The 15,648-nt window shown below is 68.0% G+C and carries 15 protein-coding genes; 6 read left to right on the forward strand and 9 right to left on the reverse strand.

Going from position 1 to position 15,648, the window contains the following annotated elements; translation table 11 throughout:
* Positions 1 to 84: 84 nt before the first annotated feature.
* From AC2YG9_RS04710 to AC2YG9_RS04725, 4 genes are all read right to left on the reverse strand, one after another.
* On the reverse strand, positions 85 to 2,097 hold the full coding sequence (locus AC2YG9_RS04710) for a beta-propeller domain-containing protein (RefSeq protein ID WP_487296763.1): 2,013 nt from the start codon (positions 2,095 to 2,097) through the stop codon (positions 85 to 87).
* A gap of 59 nt (positions 2,098 to 2,156) precedes the next feature.
* The gene (locus AC2YG9_RS04715; protein WP_487296764.1) at positions 2,157 to 3,122 is read right to left on the reverse strand and encodes an alpha/beta fold hydrolase; all 966 of its coding nucleotides are present in this window, start codon (positions 3,120 to 3,122) and stop codon (positions 2,157 to 2,159) included.
* Between the two features lie 63 nt (positions 3,123 to 3,185).
* Entirely contained in the window at positions 3,186 to 4,748 is a 1,563-nt protein-coding gene (locus AC2YG9_RS04720; RefSeq protein ID WP_487296765.1) for a long-chain-fatty-acid--CoA ligase, read from the reverse strand.
* 296 nt (positions 4,749 to 5,044) lie between these two features.
* Positions 5,045 to 6,484 carry an aldehyde dehydrogenase family protein gene (locus AC2YG9_RS04725; RefSeq protein ID WP_487296766.1) on the reverse strand — a complete coding sequence of 480 codons (1,440 nt, stop codon included), beginning with the start codon at positions 6,482 to 6,484 and terminating at the stop codon, positions 5,045 to 5,047.
* Positions 6,485 to 6,717: 233 nt separating this feature from the next.
* Here AC2YG9_RS04725 and AC2YG9_RS04730 point away from each other — a divergent pair, with 233 nt between their 5' ends.
* The 3 genes from AC2YG9_RS04730 to AC2YG9_RS04740 are packed head-to-tail and all read left to right on the forward strand — an operon-like array spanning position 6,718 to position 9,452.
* Positions 6,718 to 7,659 (forward strand): ABC transporter ATP-binding protein, encoded by a 942-nt coding sequence (locus AC2YG9_RS04730; RefSeq protein ID WP_487296767.1) that lies wholly within the window; start codon positions 6,718 to 6,720, stop codon positions 7,657 to 7,659.
* Positions 7,656 to 8,417: an ABC transporter permease gene (locus AC2YG9_RS04735; protein WP_487296768.1), complete on the forward strand. Its 762-nt coding sequence runs from the start codon at positions 7,656 to 7,658 to the stop codon at positions 8,415 to 8,417. The genes AC2YG9_RS04730 and AC2YG9_RS04735 overlap by 4 nt, the downstream gene beginning before the upstream one ends.
* 30 nt (positions 8,418 to 8,447) lie before the next feature.
* Entirely contained in the window at positions 8,448 to 9,452 is a 1,005-nt protein-coding gene (locus tag AC2YG9_RS04740) for a sensor histidine kinase (protein WP_487296769.1), read from the forward strand.
* Here the strand turns inward: AC2YG9_RS04740 and AC2YG9_RS04745 are convergent.
* The 5 genes from AC2YG9_RS04745 to AC2YG9_RS04765 all read right to left on the reverse strand — a co-directional run bounded on the left by AC2YG9_RS04745 (position 9,382) and on the right by AC2YG9_RS04765 (position 13,664).
* Complete coding sequence (locus tag AC2YG9_RS04745) at positions 9,382 to 10,932, reverse strand: MATE family efflux transporter (protein WP_487296770.1); 1,551 nt, start codon at positions 10,930 to 10,932, stop codon at positions 9,382 to 9,384. The two genes, AC2YG9_RS04740 and AC2YG9_RS04745, sit on opposite strands and share 71 nt — an antisense overlap.
* A gap of 36 nt (positions 10,933 to 10,968) precedes the next feature.
* Positions 10,969 to 11,655: a M23 family metallopeptidase gene (locus AC2YG9_RS04750; protein ID WP_487296771.1), complete on the reverse strand. Its 687-nt coding sequence runs from the start codon at positions 11,653 to 11,655 to the stop codon at positions 10,969 to 10,971.
* A 120-nt stretch (positions 11,656 to 11,775) separates the two neighbouring features.
* Positions 11,776 to 12,132 carry a hypothetical protein gene (locus tag AC2YG9_RS04755; protein ID WP_487296772.1) on the reverse strand — a complete coding sequence of 119 codons (357 nt, stop codon included), beginning with the start codon at positions 12,130 to 12,132 and terminating at the stop codon, positions 11,776 to 11,778.
* Positions 12,133 to 12,179: 47 nt separating this feature from the next.
* Complete coding sequence (locus AC2YG9_RS04760; protein ID WP_487296773.1) at positions 12,180 to 13,127, reverse strand: SMP-30/gluconolactonase/LRE family protein; 948 nt, start codon at positions 13,125 to 13,127, stop codon at positions 12,180 to 12,182.
* 66 nt (positions 13,128 to 13,193) lie between these two features.
* Entirely contained in the window at positions 13,194 to 13,664 is a 471-nt protein-coding gene (locus AC2YG9_RS04765) for an NUDIX domain-containing protein (RefSeq protein WP_487296774.1), read from the reverse strand.
* 196 nt (positions 13,665 to 13,860) lie between these two features.
* Here AC2YG9_RS04765 and AC2YG9_RS04770 point away from each other — a divergent pair, with 196 nt between their 5' ends.
* The 3 genes from AC2YG9_RS04770 to AC2YG9_RS04780 are packed head-to-tail and all read left to right on the forward strand — an operon-like array spanning position 13,861 to position 15,573.
* A complete protein-coding gene (locus AC2YG9_RS04770; protein WP_487296775.1) occupies positions 13,861 to 14,607 on the forward strand; it encodes an SDR family oxidoreductase in 747 nt (248 codons plus the stop codon).
* A 10-nt stretch (positions 14,608 to 14,617) separates the two neighbouring features.
* Positions 14,618 to 15,031 (forward strand): dihydroneopterin aldolase, encoded by a 414-nt coding sequence (gene folB, locus AC2YG9_RS04775; protein ID WP_487296776.1) that lies wholly within the window; start codon positions 14,618 to 14,620, stop codon positions 15,029 to 15,031.
* A gap of 26 nt (positions 15,032 to 15,057) precedes the next feature.
* Positions 15,058 to 15,573 carry a hypothetical protein gene (locus tag AC2YG9_RS04780; RefSeq protein ID WP_487296777.1) on the forward strand — a complete coding sequence of 172 codons (516 nt, stop codon included), beginning with the start codon at positions 15,058 to 15,060 and terminating at the stop codon, positions 15,571 to 15,573.
* Positions 15,574 to 15,648: the final 75 nt, after the last annotated feature.

Genomic DNA, 15,648 nt, shown 5'->3' on the forward strand with positions numbered 1-15,648 from the left:
GGGTGCTTGTTATCGTTGTCCGCCGAAAGACTATGCTTGCCGCAAGGGGAGTCAAACGGCCGTTCAGAGCCGTAGGGGGCTCTTCTACCAGGGGCGCGACGGACCAGGGGGCGGCGCGAAACTGACCCGCCGAACCTCGCGGATCGCCGGGCCGCTGACATCGCCCTCGACCAACTCATAGCCCAGGAGGGCGAACACCCGGCCGCGCAGGAAGATAGGCCGGGCATTGCCGTACCAGTCGACGCAAGACGCCTGGCAGCCGTCGTCGGCGATGCCGGTGTCGCGGGCCGCCAACTGGCCCAGCGGCTGGAACCGCATCTCGGCCCGGCGCAGGAACAGCATGGCGGCCGAGGTCTCGAACAGCTGGTGGAAGGCGGGCCGGGCCGCCTGGGCGATGGGCAGGCCGAGCACGCCCTCCGTGCCCTCGTCATTGTCGGCGCGGTAGAAGAAGCCGTGGCTGCGGCTCTCGGCCTCCGAGGCGCCGCCGAGGCGATAGCGGTCGCCGGCCTGGACGCCGCCGCGCAGCAATATGGTCGAAAACCAGACGGCGTCGGCGCCGCTGCCGACGACAACGGCGTCGGGGCCCATGACCTCGATGCGGTCGACGCCGTGGGGCAGGTTGACCCTGGCCACCGGTCCGCCGTCGAGCGGCGCGGCCAGCAGCAGGCCCTTGCCGTCGTCGCGCTCGTCCCAGTCGGCGCCGAGGCCATAGAGCAGATGATCGCCGACGAAGCGGTTATGCAGCGCCCAGCCGGCGCCGAAGCCGGGCGCTGGCAGCGATCGGTAGTTTGTCACCGGGGCCACTGCATGGCCGTCGTCGAACCGGTCCAGCAGCAGCGTCAGAAGGGCGACCGACCGGGACCTCTCCCGCTCGGCGCTCCACATGGCGTCGCCTTCGCCATCGCTGGCGACCAGGACATGCAGCCGCCCGCCGTCCGGGTCCTCGCGGAACGAGAACTGATCGACGGGCGCCCCCTTGACCTGGATGGCCGAGGGCGGGCCGCCGTCGAGCGGCAGGCGGTAGAGCATGTCGGGCGTCGCCTTGCGCCGCGACCAGGTCTCGTCGTGGACCCACAGATAGACCCCGCCCCTGGCGACGTAGAAGGTCCGGGCCGGCGGCCCGAGCATCGCCGTGGCCTGGCAGTCGAAAGCCTCGGCGGCCAGGTCGCAGGTCGTGACGCTGTGGATCGTGCTCGCCGCCTCGACGCTGGCCCGCATCTGTGGCGGAGCATAGACCCGGCGGGCGGAGGTGATGCGGCGGAACTCGGCCTGCTTGTCATCCGGGGTCCCCCCTGGAGTCCATCTACGCAGGGCCGGCAGGTCGGCCAGCACATCGCCCCGGAAGCCGACCGGCGAGGCCGTGTAGAAGATCAGCTTGTCGCCGACGAGGCGCGAGGCGTAGTTGCGGCTCGAATAGTAGTCGCTCGAGCGCAGGGCGTGGGAGTCGATGAAGCTGAGCTGTCCTTCGGGCGACAGGCGGAAGCGGTTGATCTCGGTCCCGCCGCGCGCGTAGCTGTAGCCGACCACGGCCACCCGGTCCCCGGCCACCAGCATCTCGTCATACCAGGCGTCGCCTGTCGCGCCCGGCGGGAAGGCGTCGATACGGCCAACCGGGCGCATGCCGCCGCCGGCCGTCGAAACGGTGAACAGCCGCCCCCGGCGCAGGATGATCAACAGATCGCCCTTGGCCTTGACGATCCCGCCCTCGTCGATGTCGGCTTCCTGGGTGTTGGTGATCTTGTCGCCGGCCTGCCGGGCGGAGATCGCCTTGCCGGGGGCAGGGGGACTTTCAAGCACAGGCGCGGCGGCAGCGTCGGCCGCGGGGGCGGCCGCCGCCTCGGTGGCGACGTCGCTTCCCGAAGCGGAGGTGGTCTGCGACAGGGTCAGCGAGTCGTATTTCTCGTCGGCGTAGAGGGCCTCTTCGGCCTTGCGCCGCTCGGCGAAGAAGCGGGTCAGGGCAGCGTCGGACCCGAAGGCGGTCATGGTCGCCCCGGCCTGGACCTGGCGCGGGGTCAGGAGGCCGATGGCGGCGATGACGCCGAAGGTCGCCGCCAGGCTGAGCAGGACCGCCAGGGTCCGTTTCGACACGCCGTCCATAGCCGCGCACTCCGTTGCCGGCCCATAGTGCGTGTACAATTGTAAAAATCAAGGGCGGATCAGAGGCCCTTCAGCCAGTCGACCAACAGCTTAGTCACCGCTTCAGGCTGCTCCTGCTGGGTCCAGTGGCCGCAGCCCTCCAGCACATGGGCGCCGCGCAGGCCGGGCAGGTGCGGCTTCATGATATCCACCGGGTTCACGCCCGGGATCATCTTCAGCACCAGGTCGCGGGAGCCGCCGATGAACAGGCTGGGCTGCTCGATCCTGCGGTCCTTGAAGCCCTGAAGCCATTCGAAGTCGCGGCCGTGGTTGCGGTAGCGGCTCAGCGGTCCGAAGAAGCCGGACTGGGCGAATTCGGCGGCGTAGTAGGCGATGTCCTCGTCGGTCAGCCAGGCCGGGAAGGGCTTGGGGTCGGGCAGGCGATGCAGCAGGCTGTCGCCGTGGACCTTGTCGACGGGCCAGGTCCCGTCGGGCGCGTCGCCGCTGATGGCGTAGTAGAACTGGCGGATGGTGGCGGCGGGATCGGCCTCCAGCTCGGCCTCAGCGACGCCGACGTCCTGGAAATAGACCTGGTAGAAAAAGCGGCCCTTGTCGGTGAACACCGCCTTGACGATGTCGAGGAAGTTGGCGGCCGGCACGCCGGTGTAGGGCACAGACAGGCCGGCGACGGCGGAAACACGGTCGGGCCGGGTCAAGGCCGTGTTCCAGACGATGGGCGCGCCCCAGTCGTGACCGATCAGGACGCCCGTGCCGTCGTCTGAGAGGGCCTCGATGACGCCGGCGACGTCGGCGGTGATTTTCTCCAGGGAATAGTCGGCGACCTCCCTGGGCTTGTCCGAGCCGCCGTAGCCGCGCACGTCGATGGCGCAGGCGGTGAAGCCGGCGTCGGCGATGGGGCCGATCTGATGGCGCCAGCTGTACCAGCTCTCCGGAAAGCCGTGGACCATGACCACCAGCGGACCGGCCCCCTGGACGGCGGCCCGCAGCTTGATGCCGTTGGTCTCGATGATGCGGAAGTCAGGCATGGGTGTTTCCTTGTTTTCCGCAGGCCAGCACAGCTTCCCCTAAGTCTGCCTAGAGGGGGCCGCCTAGCCCACCATCCGCTCGCGGCCTTCCCAGAAGGGGGCGCGCAGTTCGCGGCGCAGGACCTTGCCCGACGGATTGCGCGGCAGGATGTCGATGACGTCGACCGACTTGGGGCATTTGTAGCCGGCGATCAGGCCCTTGCAGTGGGCGATCAGCTCTGCCTCGGTGGCCGACTGGCCGGGCCGGAAGACGACGATGCCCTTCACCGCCTCGCCCCAGCGCTCGTCCGGCACCCCGACGACGGCGGCGTCGGCGACGGCCGGGTGGCTGAACAGGGCGTTCTCGACCTCGGCCGGATAGACGTTCTCGCCGCCGGAGACGATCATGTCCTTCACCCGGTCATAGATGTAGAGGTAGCCCTCCTCATCGAAATAACCGGCGTCGCCGGAGCTGAACCAGCCCTGCGGACAGACCGCGTCCTTCGTGGCGTCAGGGCGGTTCCAGTAGCCCTTCATCACCCCCTTGGCGCGGATCTGGACCTCGCCGACGTCCCGGGCGGCGCCGATGGATCCGTCCGGCTTCTTCACCCTCACCTCAAACCCGGGCCAGGGCTTGCCGCAGCTGCGCAGCTTGTCGCGGTGTTCGGCATGGTCCTCGGGCGGCAGGTAGGTAGCCCCCCCGATGGTCTCGGTCAGGCCGTAGAGCTGGGTGAAATCGCAGCCGAACACCGCCTGGGCCCGGCGCAGCACCGCCTCGGAGATCGGCGAGGCGCCGTAGAAGATGCGCTCCAGCTTCGAGAAGTCGGCTTCTTCGACGCCCGGAGTCTGCAGCACCATGTTGATGATGGTCGGGGCGAGGAAGGCGTAGGCGACGCTCTGCTCGGGGATGATGCGGACGATCTCGGCCGGGTTGACCTCGCGCAGGATGATCTCGCGCACCCCCTGCAGCAGGCCGAGCAGGCCACAGTTGGTGCCGGCCACGTGGAACAGCGGCATCAGGACGAGATTGGTCTTGCCGGCGTCATAGCGGGCCCAGCCGGCCTCGAGCGCCAGGGCGAACAGGGCCAGGAAGTTGGCCTGGGTCAGCTGCACCCCCTTGGGCAGGCCGGTGGTGCCGCTGGTGTAGAGCTGGATGACGTCGTCGTCGTCGCGGGCGGTCAGCTTCGGGTCGTCCGGATAGTGGCCGCCGATCCAGTCGCGGAAGGCCGGCCAGCGGGGGTGGCCGGGCTCGAACTGCACTAACCCCTTCACGCTGGGGATGTCGGAGATGATCATGTCGACGACGCCGCCGAAGTCCTCGCCGACGATCAGCAGCTTGGCTCCGGCGTCCTTGAGGATGAAGCCGATCTCCGGCGGGGCCAGGCGCCAGTTGACCGGCGCCAGGCAGACCCGCGCCTTGATGCAGCCCAGCCAGAGGGCGAAGAAGTCGTCGTTGTTCTTGGCCAGAACGCCGACCCGGTCACCGGGTTTGAGCCCCTGGGCCAGCAGGGCCTGGGCGCAGCGGTTCGACATCTCGTTGAGCAGGGCGAAGGTGGTCTCGCGGCCTTCGAACCAGAGGGCGACGGCGTCCGGACGTTCGGCGGCCTGGATGCGCGGGATGTCGGCGACGTTGGTCAGGGTCGTCATGGGTTTCCTCGGGATGCCTCTGGCGGGCGTGTTGCGCACAATTCAGCAAGTGGGGCGGCTGGAGTCGAGGCTCTAGTTCCTCCCCCATCGGGGGAGGGGGAACGCGCGTGGTGGAGGGGTCCCCATCGGCGGTTCACCTTCGAACAGGTGTACCCGCAGGCTAGGACGGTGACCCCCTCCACCATCGCTGCGCGATGGTCGTTCGGCGTATACGCCTCACCCCCGATGGGGGAGGAACAAGAAAAGGGCCGCCCGGATTGCTCCGGACGGCCCTCAATCACTTCAAGGCCTGAGCCCTACTCCGCCGCTTGCGGCGCCGAGTAGCCCAGCACGGCCTTCGTCTCGAGGAACTCACCAAACGCGTGGTCGCCCCATTCGCGGCCGTTGCCGCTCATCTTGTAGCCGCCGAAGGGGGCCATCATGTCGGGGGCGGCGCTGTTGATGTTGACCTGGCCGGCGCGGAGCTTCCTGGCCACGGCCTTGATCGCTTCCGGGTCGGTGCCGCTGATGTAGGCGGCGAGGCCATACTCGGTGTCGTTGCCGACGCGGACCGCCTCATCGACCGTGTCGTAGCCGAGGATCGACACGACCGGGCCGAAGATCTCTTCCTTGGCGATCGACATCTCGTTGGTGACGTTGGCGAAGACGGTGGGCTTCACATAGTAGCCCTTCTCCAGGCCGTCCGGCAGGCCGACGCCGCCCGACACCAGGGTCGCGCCTTCGTCGATGCCCTTCTGGATCAGGGTCTGGATCTTCTTCCACTGCACCTCGGAGACGACCGGGCCCATCTTGGAATTGCCGTTGGGGTCGCCGACGGTGTGGGCTTCGGCGGTGGCCTTGGCGATGGCGATGACCTCGTCCATCTTCTTGGCCGGGACCAGCATGCGGGTGGGGGCGTTGCAGCTCTGGCCCGAGTTCATCATCACCGAGCCGACGCCGCCGGCCACGGCCTTCGCGAAGTCAGCGTCCTCAAGGATGATGTTCGGCGACTTGCCGCCCAGTTCCTGGTGCACGCGCTTGACGGTCGGGGCGGCGTTCTTGGCCACCTCGATGCCGGCGCGGGTCGAGCCGGTGAAGCTGACCATGTCGACGCCCGGATGGCTGGAGATGGCGGCGCCGACGGTCGGACCGTCACCGTTGACCATGTTGTAGACACCAGCCGGAACGCCGGCGGCATGCAGGATCTCGGTCCAGATGTAGCCGCTGAACGGCGCCACTTCCGACGGCTTCAGCACCATGGTGCAGCCGGTGGCGATGGCCGGGGCCACCTTGCAGGCGATCTGGTTGACCGGCCAGTTCCAGGGGGTGATGAAACCGCAGACGCCGATCGGCTCCTTCACTAGGCGGGTGGTGCCGCGGTCTTCCTCGAACTTGTAGGTCTTGAGCACTTCCACGGCCGTCTGGACGTGGCCGATGCCCATGGCGGCCTGGGCGCGTTGCGACAGCCAGCTGGGGGCGCCCATTTCCTCGGTGATGGCCTTGGCCATGTCCTCGTAGCGCTTCTGGTACTCGACAATGATGCGCTCGAGCAGCTCGATGCGCTCTTCGCGGGTCGTCAGGCTGAAGGTCTCGAAGGCCTTCTGCGCAGCCTTCACCGCGGCGTCGACATCAGCTTCGGAGCCCATCGAAATCCGGCCGGCGACCTCTTCGTTGGCCGGGTTGATGACATCCAGGGTCTTGGGCGTAACCGGGTCCACCCATTTGCCGTCGATGTAAAATTTCAGATAGTCGCGCATGGCTCGCTCCCTGGACCTTTTGAAAGGCGTGCGGCCACTCTGTCGGGCCGCGTTCAAACGATAGTTTAGTTATCGGGGTTCACCCAGACAACCCGAGTCCTTCCGACGAAGGCGCGAATCCTGCTGCCAGTCCTGGGACCGCCATCGGCTAGAGTGGCAATCAGTTGGACGCGCCGCTAGCCAAGTCGCGCCCGGCTCCTTACCTGTGACCGACGCCGCGCCGGGGAAGCTGTTTGCAACCGATCATATCCATCAAGGGCCTGACCAAGCGCTATGCCACCGGGCATGAGGCGCTGAGCGATGTGAACCTCGACATCCGGCCGGGCGAGCTGTTCGCCCTGCTGGGTCCGAACGGGGCCGGCAAGACCACCCTGATCAGCCTGATCTGCGGCATCGCCCGGCCGACCGAGGGGACCATCGTCGCCGACGGCCACGACATCGCGAAAGACTATCGCGCCGCCCGCACCAAGATCGGCCTGGTCCCGCAGGAGATCAGCACCGACGCCTTCGAGGCGGTGATCGACACGGTGAAGTTCAGCCGCGGCCTGTTCGGCAAGCCGCCGAACCCGGCCTACATCGAGAAGATCCTTCGCGACCTCTCCCTGTGGGACAAGCGCAACGACAAGATCATGACCCTCAGCGGCGGCATGAAGCGCCGGGTGATGATCGCCAAGGCCCTGAGCCACGAACCGCGCATCCTGTTCCTCGACGAGCCGACCGCCGGGGTCGATGTCGAGCTGCGCCGCGACATGTGGGAGATGGTCCGGGGCCTGCGGGCGACCGGCGTGACCATCATCCTCACCACCCACTACATCGAGGAGGCCGAGGAGATGGCCGACCGGGTCGGGGTGATCAGCAAGGGCCGCATCGTTCTGGTCGAAGACAAGACCACCCTGATGCGCAAGCTCGGCAAGAAGCAGCTGACCCTGCATCTGCAGGCGCCGCTCAAGGCCCTGCCGGCCGAGCTGGCCGGCGAGCCGCTGGAGCTCAGCGAGGACGGCCAGGACATCATCTACACCTTCGACGCCCAGGCCGACGAAACCGGCATCGCGGCCTTGATCCGGCGGCTGAGCGGACTCGGCATCGACTTCAAGGACCTCAAGACCCATCAGTCGAGCCTCGAGGAAATCTTCGTCTCCCTCGTCCACAGCGACAAGAAGGAGACGGCGCAATGAACATCCACGCCATCCGCTCGATCTATCTCTTCGAGATGCACCGGACCTTCCGGACGCTGATGCAGTCGATAGCCAGCCCGGTTCTGTCGACCAGCCTCTATTTCGTGGTCTTCGGCTCGGCGATCGGCGGGCGCATGGGCCAGATCGACGGGGTGCCCTACGGCGCCTACATCATCCCGGGCCTGTTGATGCTCAGCCTGCTGACCGAGAGCATCTCCAACGCCAGCTTCGGCATCTACATGCCCAAGTGGAGCGGCACGATCTATGAGGTGCTGTCGGCCCCGATCAGCTGGTTCGAGGTGGTCTGCGGCTATGTCGGGGCGGCGGCCAGCAAGTCGATCCTGCTGGGGCTGATCATCCTGATCACGGCCCGGTTCTTCGTGCCCTACGAGATCGAGCACCCGGTCTTCATGTTCGCCTTCCTGGTGCTGACCGCCTTCACCTTCAGCCTGTTCGGCTTCGTCATCGGCGTCTGGGCCGACGGCTTCGAGAAGCTGCAGATCATTCCCATGCTGGTCGTGACCCCTCTGACCTTCCTGGGGGGCAGCTTCTATTCGATCAGCATGCTCCCCCCGATCTGGCAGAAGATCACCCTGTTCAACCCGGTGGTCTACCTGGTCAGCGGCTTCCGCTGGAGCTTCTACGGCGTGTCGGACGTCGGGGTCGGGATCAGCGTCGCCGCGACGCTGGGCTTCATGGCGGTGTGTCTCGCGGCCATCTGGTGGATCTTCAAGACTGGGTATCGCCTCCGGGCATGACCGTTCCTTCCCCGATGGGGGGAGGGGAACTTGCTGATCCGCCTCAGCAAACCGGTGACGCCTCTGCGCATTCTCGGTAGGGTCCAGCAAGTCCGGAGCGTACCCCTGTCCATTCCCCCGCCAGACCCGCGTCTCGAGGCCGTGCTGGAGTCGATCTCCGACGCCTTCTATGCCGTCTCGCCGGAATGGACCTACGTCATCTTCAACGGCGCCGCCGAGCAGTACTTCGGCGTCACCCGAGACCAGGTGCTGGGCAAGAACATGTGGGAAGTTTTCCCGCAAGGCATCGGCACCCCGTTCGAAACCGTCTGCAAACGGGCCATGGACGGGCGCAAGGGCGCAGCCTTTGAGAGCCCGTCCCGCTGGCGGCCGGACCGCTGGGTCGAGATCCGTATAACCCCGATGATCGACGGGGGCATCGGCGTCTCGCTGCACGACATCACCGAGCGGCGAAAGGCCGAGCAGGCGCGTGAGCTGCTGGCCCGGGAGGTCGATCACCGCAGCCGCAACGCCCTGGCCGTGGTCCAGGCCATCGTGCGGCTGACCGAGGGGCCGGACCTGGAGACCTACAAGGAGGCGGTGTTCGGGCGGGTCAATGCGTTGGCGCGGGCCCAGGGGGCGCTGGCGGACCGTCGCTGGGAAGGGGCGCCGCTGCAGGAACTGGTCGATGAGGCGATGACCGCCCTGGCGACCCCGGACCGCTACAGCCTGGAGGGCCCGGCTGTCCGGCTCAGCCCCGAACAGACCCAGCCGGTCAGCATGCTGATCCATGAGCTGGCCACCAACGCCAGCAAGTACGGCGGGCTGTCGACGCCGAAGGGCCGGGTGGCCATCGCCTGGACCCTCTGCGAGCAGGGAAGCATTGACCTGACCTGGCGCGAAAGCGGCGGGCCGGCGGTCACGGCGCCGAGCAAACCCGGCTTCGGCTCACGGCTGATGACCCAGCTGTCGCGGCAGATGGCGGCTAGACTGTCTCAGACCTGGGAGGCTTCGGGGCTGGTGGTGCATCTGGCGATCCCGGCTCCGAAAGGCTGACGGGCTCCCCCACGGGAATCTGGGCCCGCTCGCGCGGCAATCCGTGGCCGGTGTCCGGCGGCTCGCCCATGGCCGGGCGGTGGTCGTCCAGCATATGGGCCTTCTTCCAGCGGCCGGCCCTGTAGTAGGCGCCCGACAGGGCCAGGGCGACGCCCGACCCGAAGGCGAAGCTCCACCAGACGGCGTCCGGGCCCCAGACCGGCTCCAGCAGATAGGCGAAGGGGATGCGGACCAGGACGATGGACAGGGTCAGAATGATCAGCGGCGGCCAGACATCGCCCGTCGCCCGCACGGTGGCGAACAGCACGATGGTCACGCCGAAGGGGATGAAGGTCCAGACCACCAGCTGGTTGATGTGGATGGCGATATCGACGGCGGCATGGTCGGTCGGCAGGAACAGGCCCAGCACCAGCGGGGCAGCGACATAGAGCACCGCCACCATCGCCCCGGTCAGGATGATGTTGAAGGCGATGCCGGCCCGGGTCACCCGGGCCACCCGGTCCCACAGCCCGGCGCCGACGTTCTGGGCGGCCATCGACGACACCGCCGCCCCGATCGACAGGGCCGGCATCTGGACATAGGTCCACAGCTGGGCGGCGACCCCGTAGGCGGCCGCGGTGCGCGAGCCGAAGCTGTTGACCAGGCTCATGACGATCAGGGCCGAGGCCGAGATGACGATCATCTGCAGACCCATCGGCAGGCCCTTGGCCACCAGAGTACGGATCAGGGCGCCGTCGAACTTCAGGTAGGCGAGGTCAGGCCCGACCAGGCGCAGCGGGTGCTTCCGGGCGTAGATCAGCACGATCAGGGCGACCAGGCTGATCCCCTGGCTGATCAGGGTGGCCATGGCGGCGCCGGCGATCCCCATCTTCGGGAAGGGGCCAAGGCCGAGGATCAGCACCGGGTTGAAGGCCATGTCGAGGGTGACGGCCAGCAGGCTGAACTGGAACGGCGTGCGGCTGTCGCCCGCCCCGCGTAGCAGGGTCATGACCAGGGTCGAGAAGTTCATCAGCGGCAGGGCCAGGAAGATGACCCGCAGATAGGCGCCGGCCAACGGCAGGGCGTCAGGCGGCGTGCCCAGCGCCTGCAGGATGGCGTCGGTCCCGAGCCAGCCGCCGATGGCGAAGACCACCGACATCAGGCTGAAGAAGGCGACCGAGGTCCCCACGGCCCGCTTGGCGGTGTCCAGATCCTTGCGGCCCATCGACTGGCCGACGACGATGGTCGCCGCCATCCCGACCCCGAAGACCGTGCCGATCAGCAGGAATAGAACAAGGTTGGCGTTGGAGGTCGCGGCCAGCGCCGCCTCGCCGAGGAAGCGGCCGACCCAGACCGAATTTATCGAGGCGTTCAGCGACTGCAGCACGCTGGTGCCGAGCACCGGCAGGGCGAAGGACGCCAGGGTGCCGGCGATCGGCCCCTGGGTCAGGTCCCGCGTGCGGCCCTGGCCCGGGCCTGAGGAGGGCGGGGACTCTTCCATGGTCCCAGCCTAACGCATCGTCGAAGGATTGGTATGCTAGCCGTTCGCCGAGGTCGCCTTCACCTTGATCGTCTTCGCCACGATCAGCGTCTCGGCGTTCAGCCGCTCGCCGGCCTTCATGACTTCCAGGTGCACATGGTCGGTGATGCCCGGGTAGTGGGACTGCAGGCTGGCCACGGTGCCGATGCTTTCGCCCAGCCGGACCATCTGGCCGACGGCCACGTCGGGGTCGACGTAGAAGGTGCGCGCGACATAGCCGAGGGCCGGGTTGGTGATCTCGACGAAGCGCAGGGAATTGTCGCCGCCGTAGGCGTAGCCGATCTTGGTGATCAGGCCGCTGATTGGGGCCGCCACCGTCTGGTCGGCGTCGGCCGTGTAGTCGACGCCCTCATGGTGGCGCGAACCGCCGTCGCGCGAGGCGCCGAACTCGCCATTGCCGAAGGCGTCGTGCAGGCGCGGAGCCTGGCCGGTCGGGTTGACGAAGTCGCCGGCTCCGTCACCATCGATGTCGAGGCCGTTCCAGACGATCTTGCTGACCATCGGCGCGGGCAGGTTGGCCCTGGGGTTCACCGCCTTGATCAGGCGGGCCATCGGGCTGTGGGCGCCGGGGCCCTGGGGATTCTTGCCGGCCACGGCAAGGGCGGCGACCGGGGTGAACACGAGCACGAGACCGACCGTCTGGGCGAGCGCCGAGCGCCAGCCCTTCAAAGTTTTACGCTGCACTGTTTGACCAATTCTCTGGGGAGGGGAGGATGATGCGAGGCGGGTTATAACCTCAAAATGAGGCGCCCGCCGGGCCACATTGTTGCGGCGTATCGACGCTTTTTGAATGTTGTCAGAGGGTTAGTCGTCCCTCGAGGAACGGTCCTCAAGGTCGCCGACGTGCATGACCGCGACGCCGGCCACCTGGGCGTGGGCCTGGAACAGTCGGGCCGAGGGGTGATGGCGGACGACCAGCTGGTCGGCGCTGGTCCAGCCCATATCGATATCGGGCCCGCCCCAGGACCCTGTCGGCGCCTTGCCGTGATCGCTGTCTGCGATCAGGACATTGCCGCCGCCCTCGGCCTTCGCGCCCCGCGCGACGATGGAAACCTGGCTGCTGAAGTCCGTGGTCGCCCCGCAGCTGCGCTCGAACAGAACGGCGTCATGGCGCCCGTCCGGCGAGGTCATCCGCGCCACTTCGGTGTTTTCGCAGGGCATCGCCTCCGAGCAACCCGCCAGAAGCAATGCCAGGAACAGAGGCGCCCTCACCGTTGGTGGATCATCGCCAGGCCTGGCACCGGCGAGCGGGCCTTGAGCACATAGTCGGCGCGGATCGAGCCGATATAGAGGTCGCGCAGGTCGGGGCCGCCGAAGGTGACATTGGTCGGGTGGTTGATCAGGGCGCCCGACGGATCGTGGCAGACGGTCTCGACATGGCCGGAGGGGCTGATGGCCACCACCTTGTTGGCGGCCGGCAAACAGACCCAGAGGTTGCCCTCGGCGTCGAGGCCGACGCCGTCGGTGTAGCCCAGATCGTCGTGGTGCTGGGCGGCGGCCGCGGCGGCCACCACATCGTCATTGGGGCCCATCAGGCGGCCGAGGATCGGGCCATAGCGGCGGCCTGGTCCCAGCTTGCCGCCTGGCTGGATATCGAACGCCATGACGTCGGCTCCGCTGGTCTGCGCGCAGTAGAGGACGCCGTCGTCGGCGCTGAGCGCCATGCCGTTGGGAAACTTCAGCCCTTCGGCGACGATGTCGGAACTGCCGTCCGGCCTAAGCACGAAGATGAAGCCGTCGGTGCGGCCGTCGAGCGCCTGGGGCCAGGTCTCGGCGTGGGTGGAGTTGGCGCACCAGATGTTCCCGGCCCGGTCCATGACCGGATAGTTGGCGCTGGTCAGCCGCTTGCCGCCCACCTCGGCCAACAGAGTTTCGTGGGTTCCGGTGGCCGGGTCGAAGCGTTGCAGAGGACCTTCGACGCGGTCGTAGATGCCGAAGTTGGCGATCAGGATGCGGCCCTGGGGGTCCATATTGATGCCGTTCGGCGCGCCGCCGGCCGGGCCCATGCGGGTGAAGCTGCCGTCGGCGTTAATCTCCGCCACCGCGCACTGGTGGTCGGAGGCGAAGATGCGCCCGTCCTTGCCGACCACCACGTCCTCGGGCCGGTCGATGCCGACCGCGATCTTGGAAAAGGCCGAGGTTGCGATCCAGGACATGGCGTTACTCCCTTGCTGGCCCGCTTCTGGTGAGCGGTGTGTGACTATTCCCCCAACCGCCCTTCCCTACCAGAGGGCAGAGGGTTGGGCTCCGAGCAAAGCCTCCTCGATCCGGCGCCGGTGTCCGGGGCGCAAGCCTTCCGGCAGCGCCTCGGGATGGAACCAGCCGATCTGGACGATCTCGCCATGGGAGGTGGCGCGGCAAGGCTCCCAGTCCGGACACAGAAAGGTCAGTACGTGATCGTTCGGGTGGTGCGCGTGGTTCGAATGGATCGACACCAGCTTCGGCGGGCCGGTCAGCCGCACCCCGGCTTCCTCGACCAGCTCTCGCTCCAACGCCGTCTCGGCCGTCTCGGCCTTTTCCACCCCGCCGCCGGGCAGGTGCCAGCCGTCGACATAGGTGTGCTCGATCAGCAGAACCCGGCCGTCGGCGTCGAGCACGATGCCCCGCACCCCCAGGGTCAGGCCGCGCGCCAGCTTGAACCAGGCGAAGACGAAGGGGCGGGCGAAGGGTTCGACGGCGCGGCGCCAGAGCATGACGCCAGCTTGGGCCAGGCCGCGAGGCTGCGCAATCGCTTGCCCGTCCGCCACGGCGGCGCTAGGACCGCCGCAACGAAGTTTCGGAGTCAAACCATGACCGGCTACATCGCCATCGGCGTCATCGTCCTGTTCGTCGCCGCCCTCGGCGCCCTGAACCTCTACGAGTTCGGCCGTTTCGACTAAGCGTCCGGCCGTGCGGGGCGTCGCCCTCGTTACCGGCGCCGCGCGGCGCATCGGCCGCAGCCTCGCGCTCGCCGCGGCGGGCGCCGGCTATGACCTGGCCATCCATCACCGCAGTCATCCCGATGACGCCGACAGCCTGGCGCAGGAAGCGGCTGTCCTGGGCGCCAACTGCCTGACCCTGACCGGAGACCTGACGGCGCCCGAGACGCCGGCCAGCCTGCTCGACGCGGCCGGCCGGCTGGGGCCGGTCACCCTGCTGGTCAACAACGCCTCGCTGTTCGAGGACGACAGCTTCGGCAGTTTCGACGCCGACAATCTGCAGGCCCATCTGGCGGTCAACCTGACAGCCCCGGTGCTGCTCAGCCAAGCCTTCGCCAAGCGCCTGCCGGCCGGAGTCGGCGGCCTGATCGTCAACATCCTCGACCAGCGGGTGCTGCGGCCCAATCCGCAGTTCTTCACCTATTCCCTGAGCAAGGCCGCCCTCTGGGCCGCGACCAAAACCATGGCCCAGGCCCTGGCGCCGCATGTGCGGGTCAACGGCATCGGGCCGGGCCCGACCCTGGCGTCGGTGCACCAGGTGCCCGGCGAGTTCGAGGCCGAGGCGGCCGGCACCCCGCTGGGCAGGGCCATCGATCCGGAAGAGATCGCCGCCGCCCTGCGCTATCTGATTGACGCCCCGTCAGTGACCGGCCAGATGATCGCCGTGGACGCCGGTCAGCACCTGGGCTGGCGCACGCCCGACATTGTCTCCGGCTAGAGGGGCCGTAATGGCCGTAACGCCCGCCACTTATTCGAATTCCGACACGCCGCTGGTCCTCAACAACAAGGTCGTGGTCAGCAAGATCTTTGTCCACGGCATCCGTATCGAGGCCGAGGTCGGGGTCTATCCGCATGAGCGGGGCCGCACCCAGCCGCTGCTGGTCGACGTCGAGCTGGACGTCGCCTGGGCCGGCGCCGACCGGCTGGCCGACACGGTCAACTACGAGACCATCGTCGCCGCCGCCCAGGCCGTGGCCGACGAGGGCCATATCGAACTGGTCGAGATCTTCGCCGAGCATCTGGCCGGCCGTTGCCTGGAAGACCCGCGCGTCACCCGCGCCCGCATCCGCGTCGACAAGCCCGAGGCCCTGGCCCCCCGCGCCGCCGGCGCCGGGGTCGAGATCACCGTGGTGCGGGCCTGATCGCCCATTCGGCCAGGCTTGGTCCGATGCAGCCGCTGACCACCTGGCGGCTGGAAGACGGCGTCCTGATCGAACAGCGCGGCAAGCGCGAGCGGCGGATCGCCTTGAACACCGTGCGCCGCCTGCACCTGACCCCCGCGCGGGGACGGCTGGCGGCGGGGGCCATCCTGGCCCTGCCGCGCGGCCAGCTGGGCGTCTATTCCGGCCAGGCCCTGTCGCTCAAGGCCGCCCCGGCCCCCGAGACCTTCGCTCCCTTTGTGGCGGCGCTGGCCAGGGCGGTGGCCCAGGCCAGCCCGACCGCCCGCTTCACGGTTCCGGCCATGGCCACGATGGGCACGGTGATCGGGGCGGCCATCCTGCTGGGCGGCGGCGCCCTGGCCATCGGCCTGTTCGCGGCCATGGCCGGACAGCTGGACATCGGCCTGGCCCTGGGCTCGCGCATGGCCTTCGTGGCCATCCTGGCCCTGGCCCTGGTCCCCTGGCTGGACCGGCAGGCGGGACGGTTCGATCCTCTGGCCATTCCCCCGGGCCTGCTCGGGTGACACCGTATTAATTTGCGGAACGGGCTTGGGGTCCCAACATTAAGGCCATGCGCCACCTCCGGCGCGATGGAGCAC

This window comes from Caulobacter sp. SRI_014 (assembly GCF_057586315.1).

What these genes read in the sequence shown, in the direction of transcription:
- AC2YG9_RS04710 (WP_487296763.1), bottom strand. Translation starts at nt 2,097, where the DNA reads ATGGACGGCGTGTCGAAACGGACCCTGGCGGTCCTGCTCAGCCTGGCG.
- AC2YG9_RS04715 (WP_487296764.1), bottom strand. Translation starts at nt 3,122, where the DNA reads ATGCCTGACTTCCGCATCATCGAGACCAACGGCATCAAGCTGCGGGCC.
- AC2YG9_RS04720 (WP_487296765.1), bottom strand. Translation starts at nt 4,748, where the DNA reads ATGACGACCCTGACCAACGTCGCCGACATCCCGCGCATCCAGGCCGCC.
- AC2YG9_RS04725 (WP_487296766.1), bottom strand. Translation starts at nt 6,484, where the DNA reads ATGCGCGACTATCTGAAATTTTACATCGACGGCAAATGGGTGGACCCG.
- AC2YG9_RS04735 (WP_487296768.1), top strand. Translation starts at nt 7,656, where the DNA reads ATGAACATCCACGCCATCCGCTCGATCTATCTCTTCGAGATGCACCGG.
- AC2YG9_RS04745 (WP_487296770.1), bottom strand. Translation starts at nt 10,932, where the DNA reads ATGGAAGAGTCCCCGCCCTCCTCAGGCCCGGGCCAGGGCCGCACGCGG.
- AC2YG9_RS04755 (WP_487296772.1), bottom strand. Translation starts at nt 12,132, where the DNA reads ATGCCCTGCGAAAACACCGAAGTGGCGCGGATGACCTCGCCGGACGGG.
- AC2YG9_RS04760 (WP_487296773.1), bottom strand. Translation starts at nt 13,127, where the DNA reads ATGTCCTGGATCGCAACCTCGGCCTTTTCCAAGATCGCGGTCGGCATC.
- AC2YG9_RS04765 (WP_487296774.1), bottom strand. Translation starts at nt 13,664, where the DNA reads ATGCTCTGGCGCCGCGCCGTCGAACCCTTCGCCCGCCCCTTCGTCTTC.
- folB (WP_487296776.1), top strand. Translation starts at nt 14,618, where the DNA reads ATGGCCGTAACGCCCGCCACTTATTCGAATTCCGACACGCCGCTGGTC.
- AC2YG9_RS04780 (WP_487296777.1), top strand. Translation starts at nt 15,058, where the DNA reads ATGCAGCCGCTGACCACCTGGCGGCTGGAAGACGGCGTCCTGATCGAA.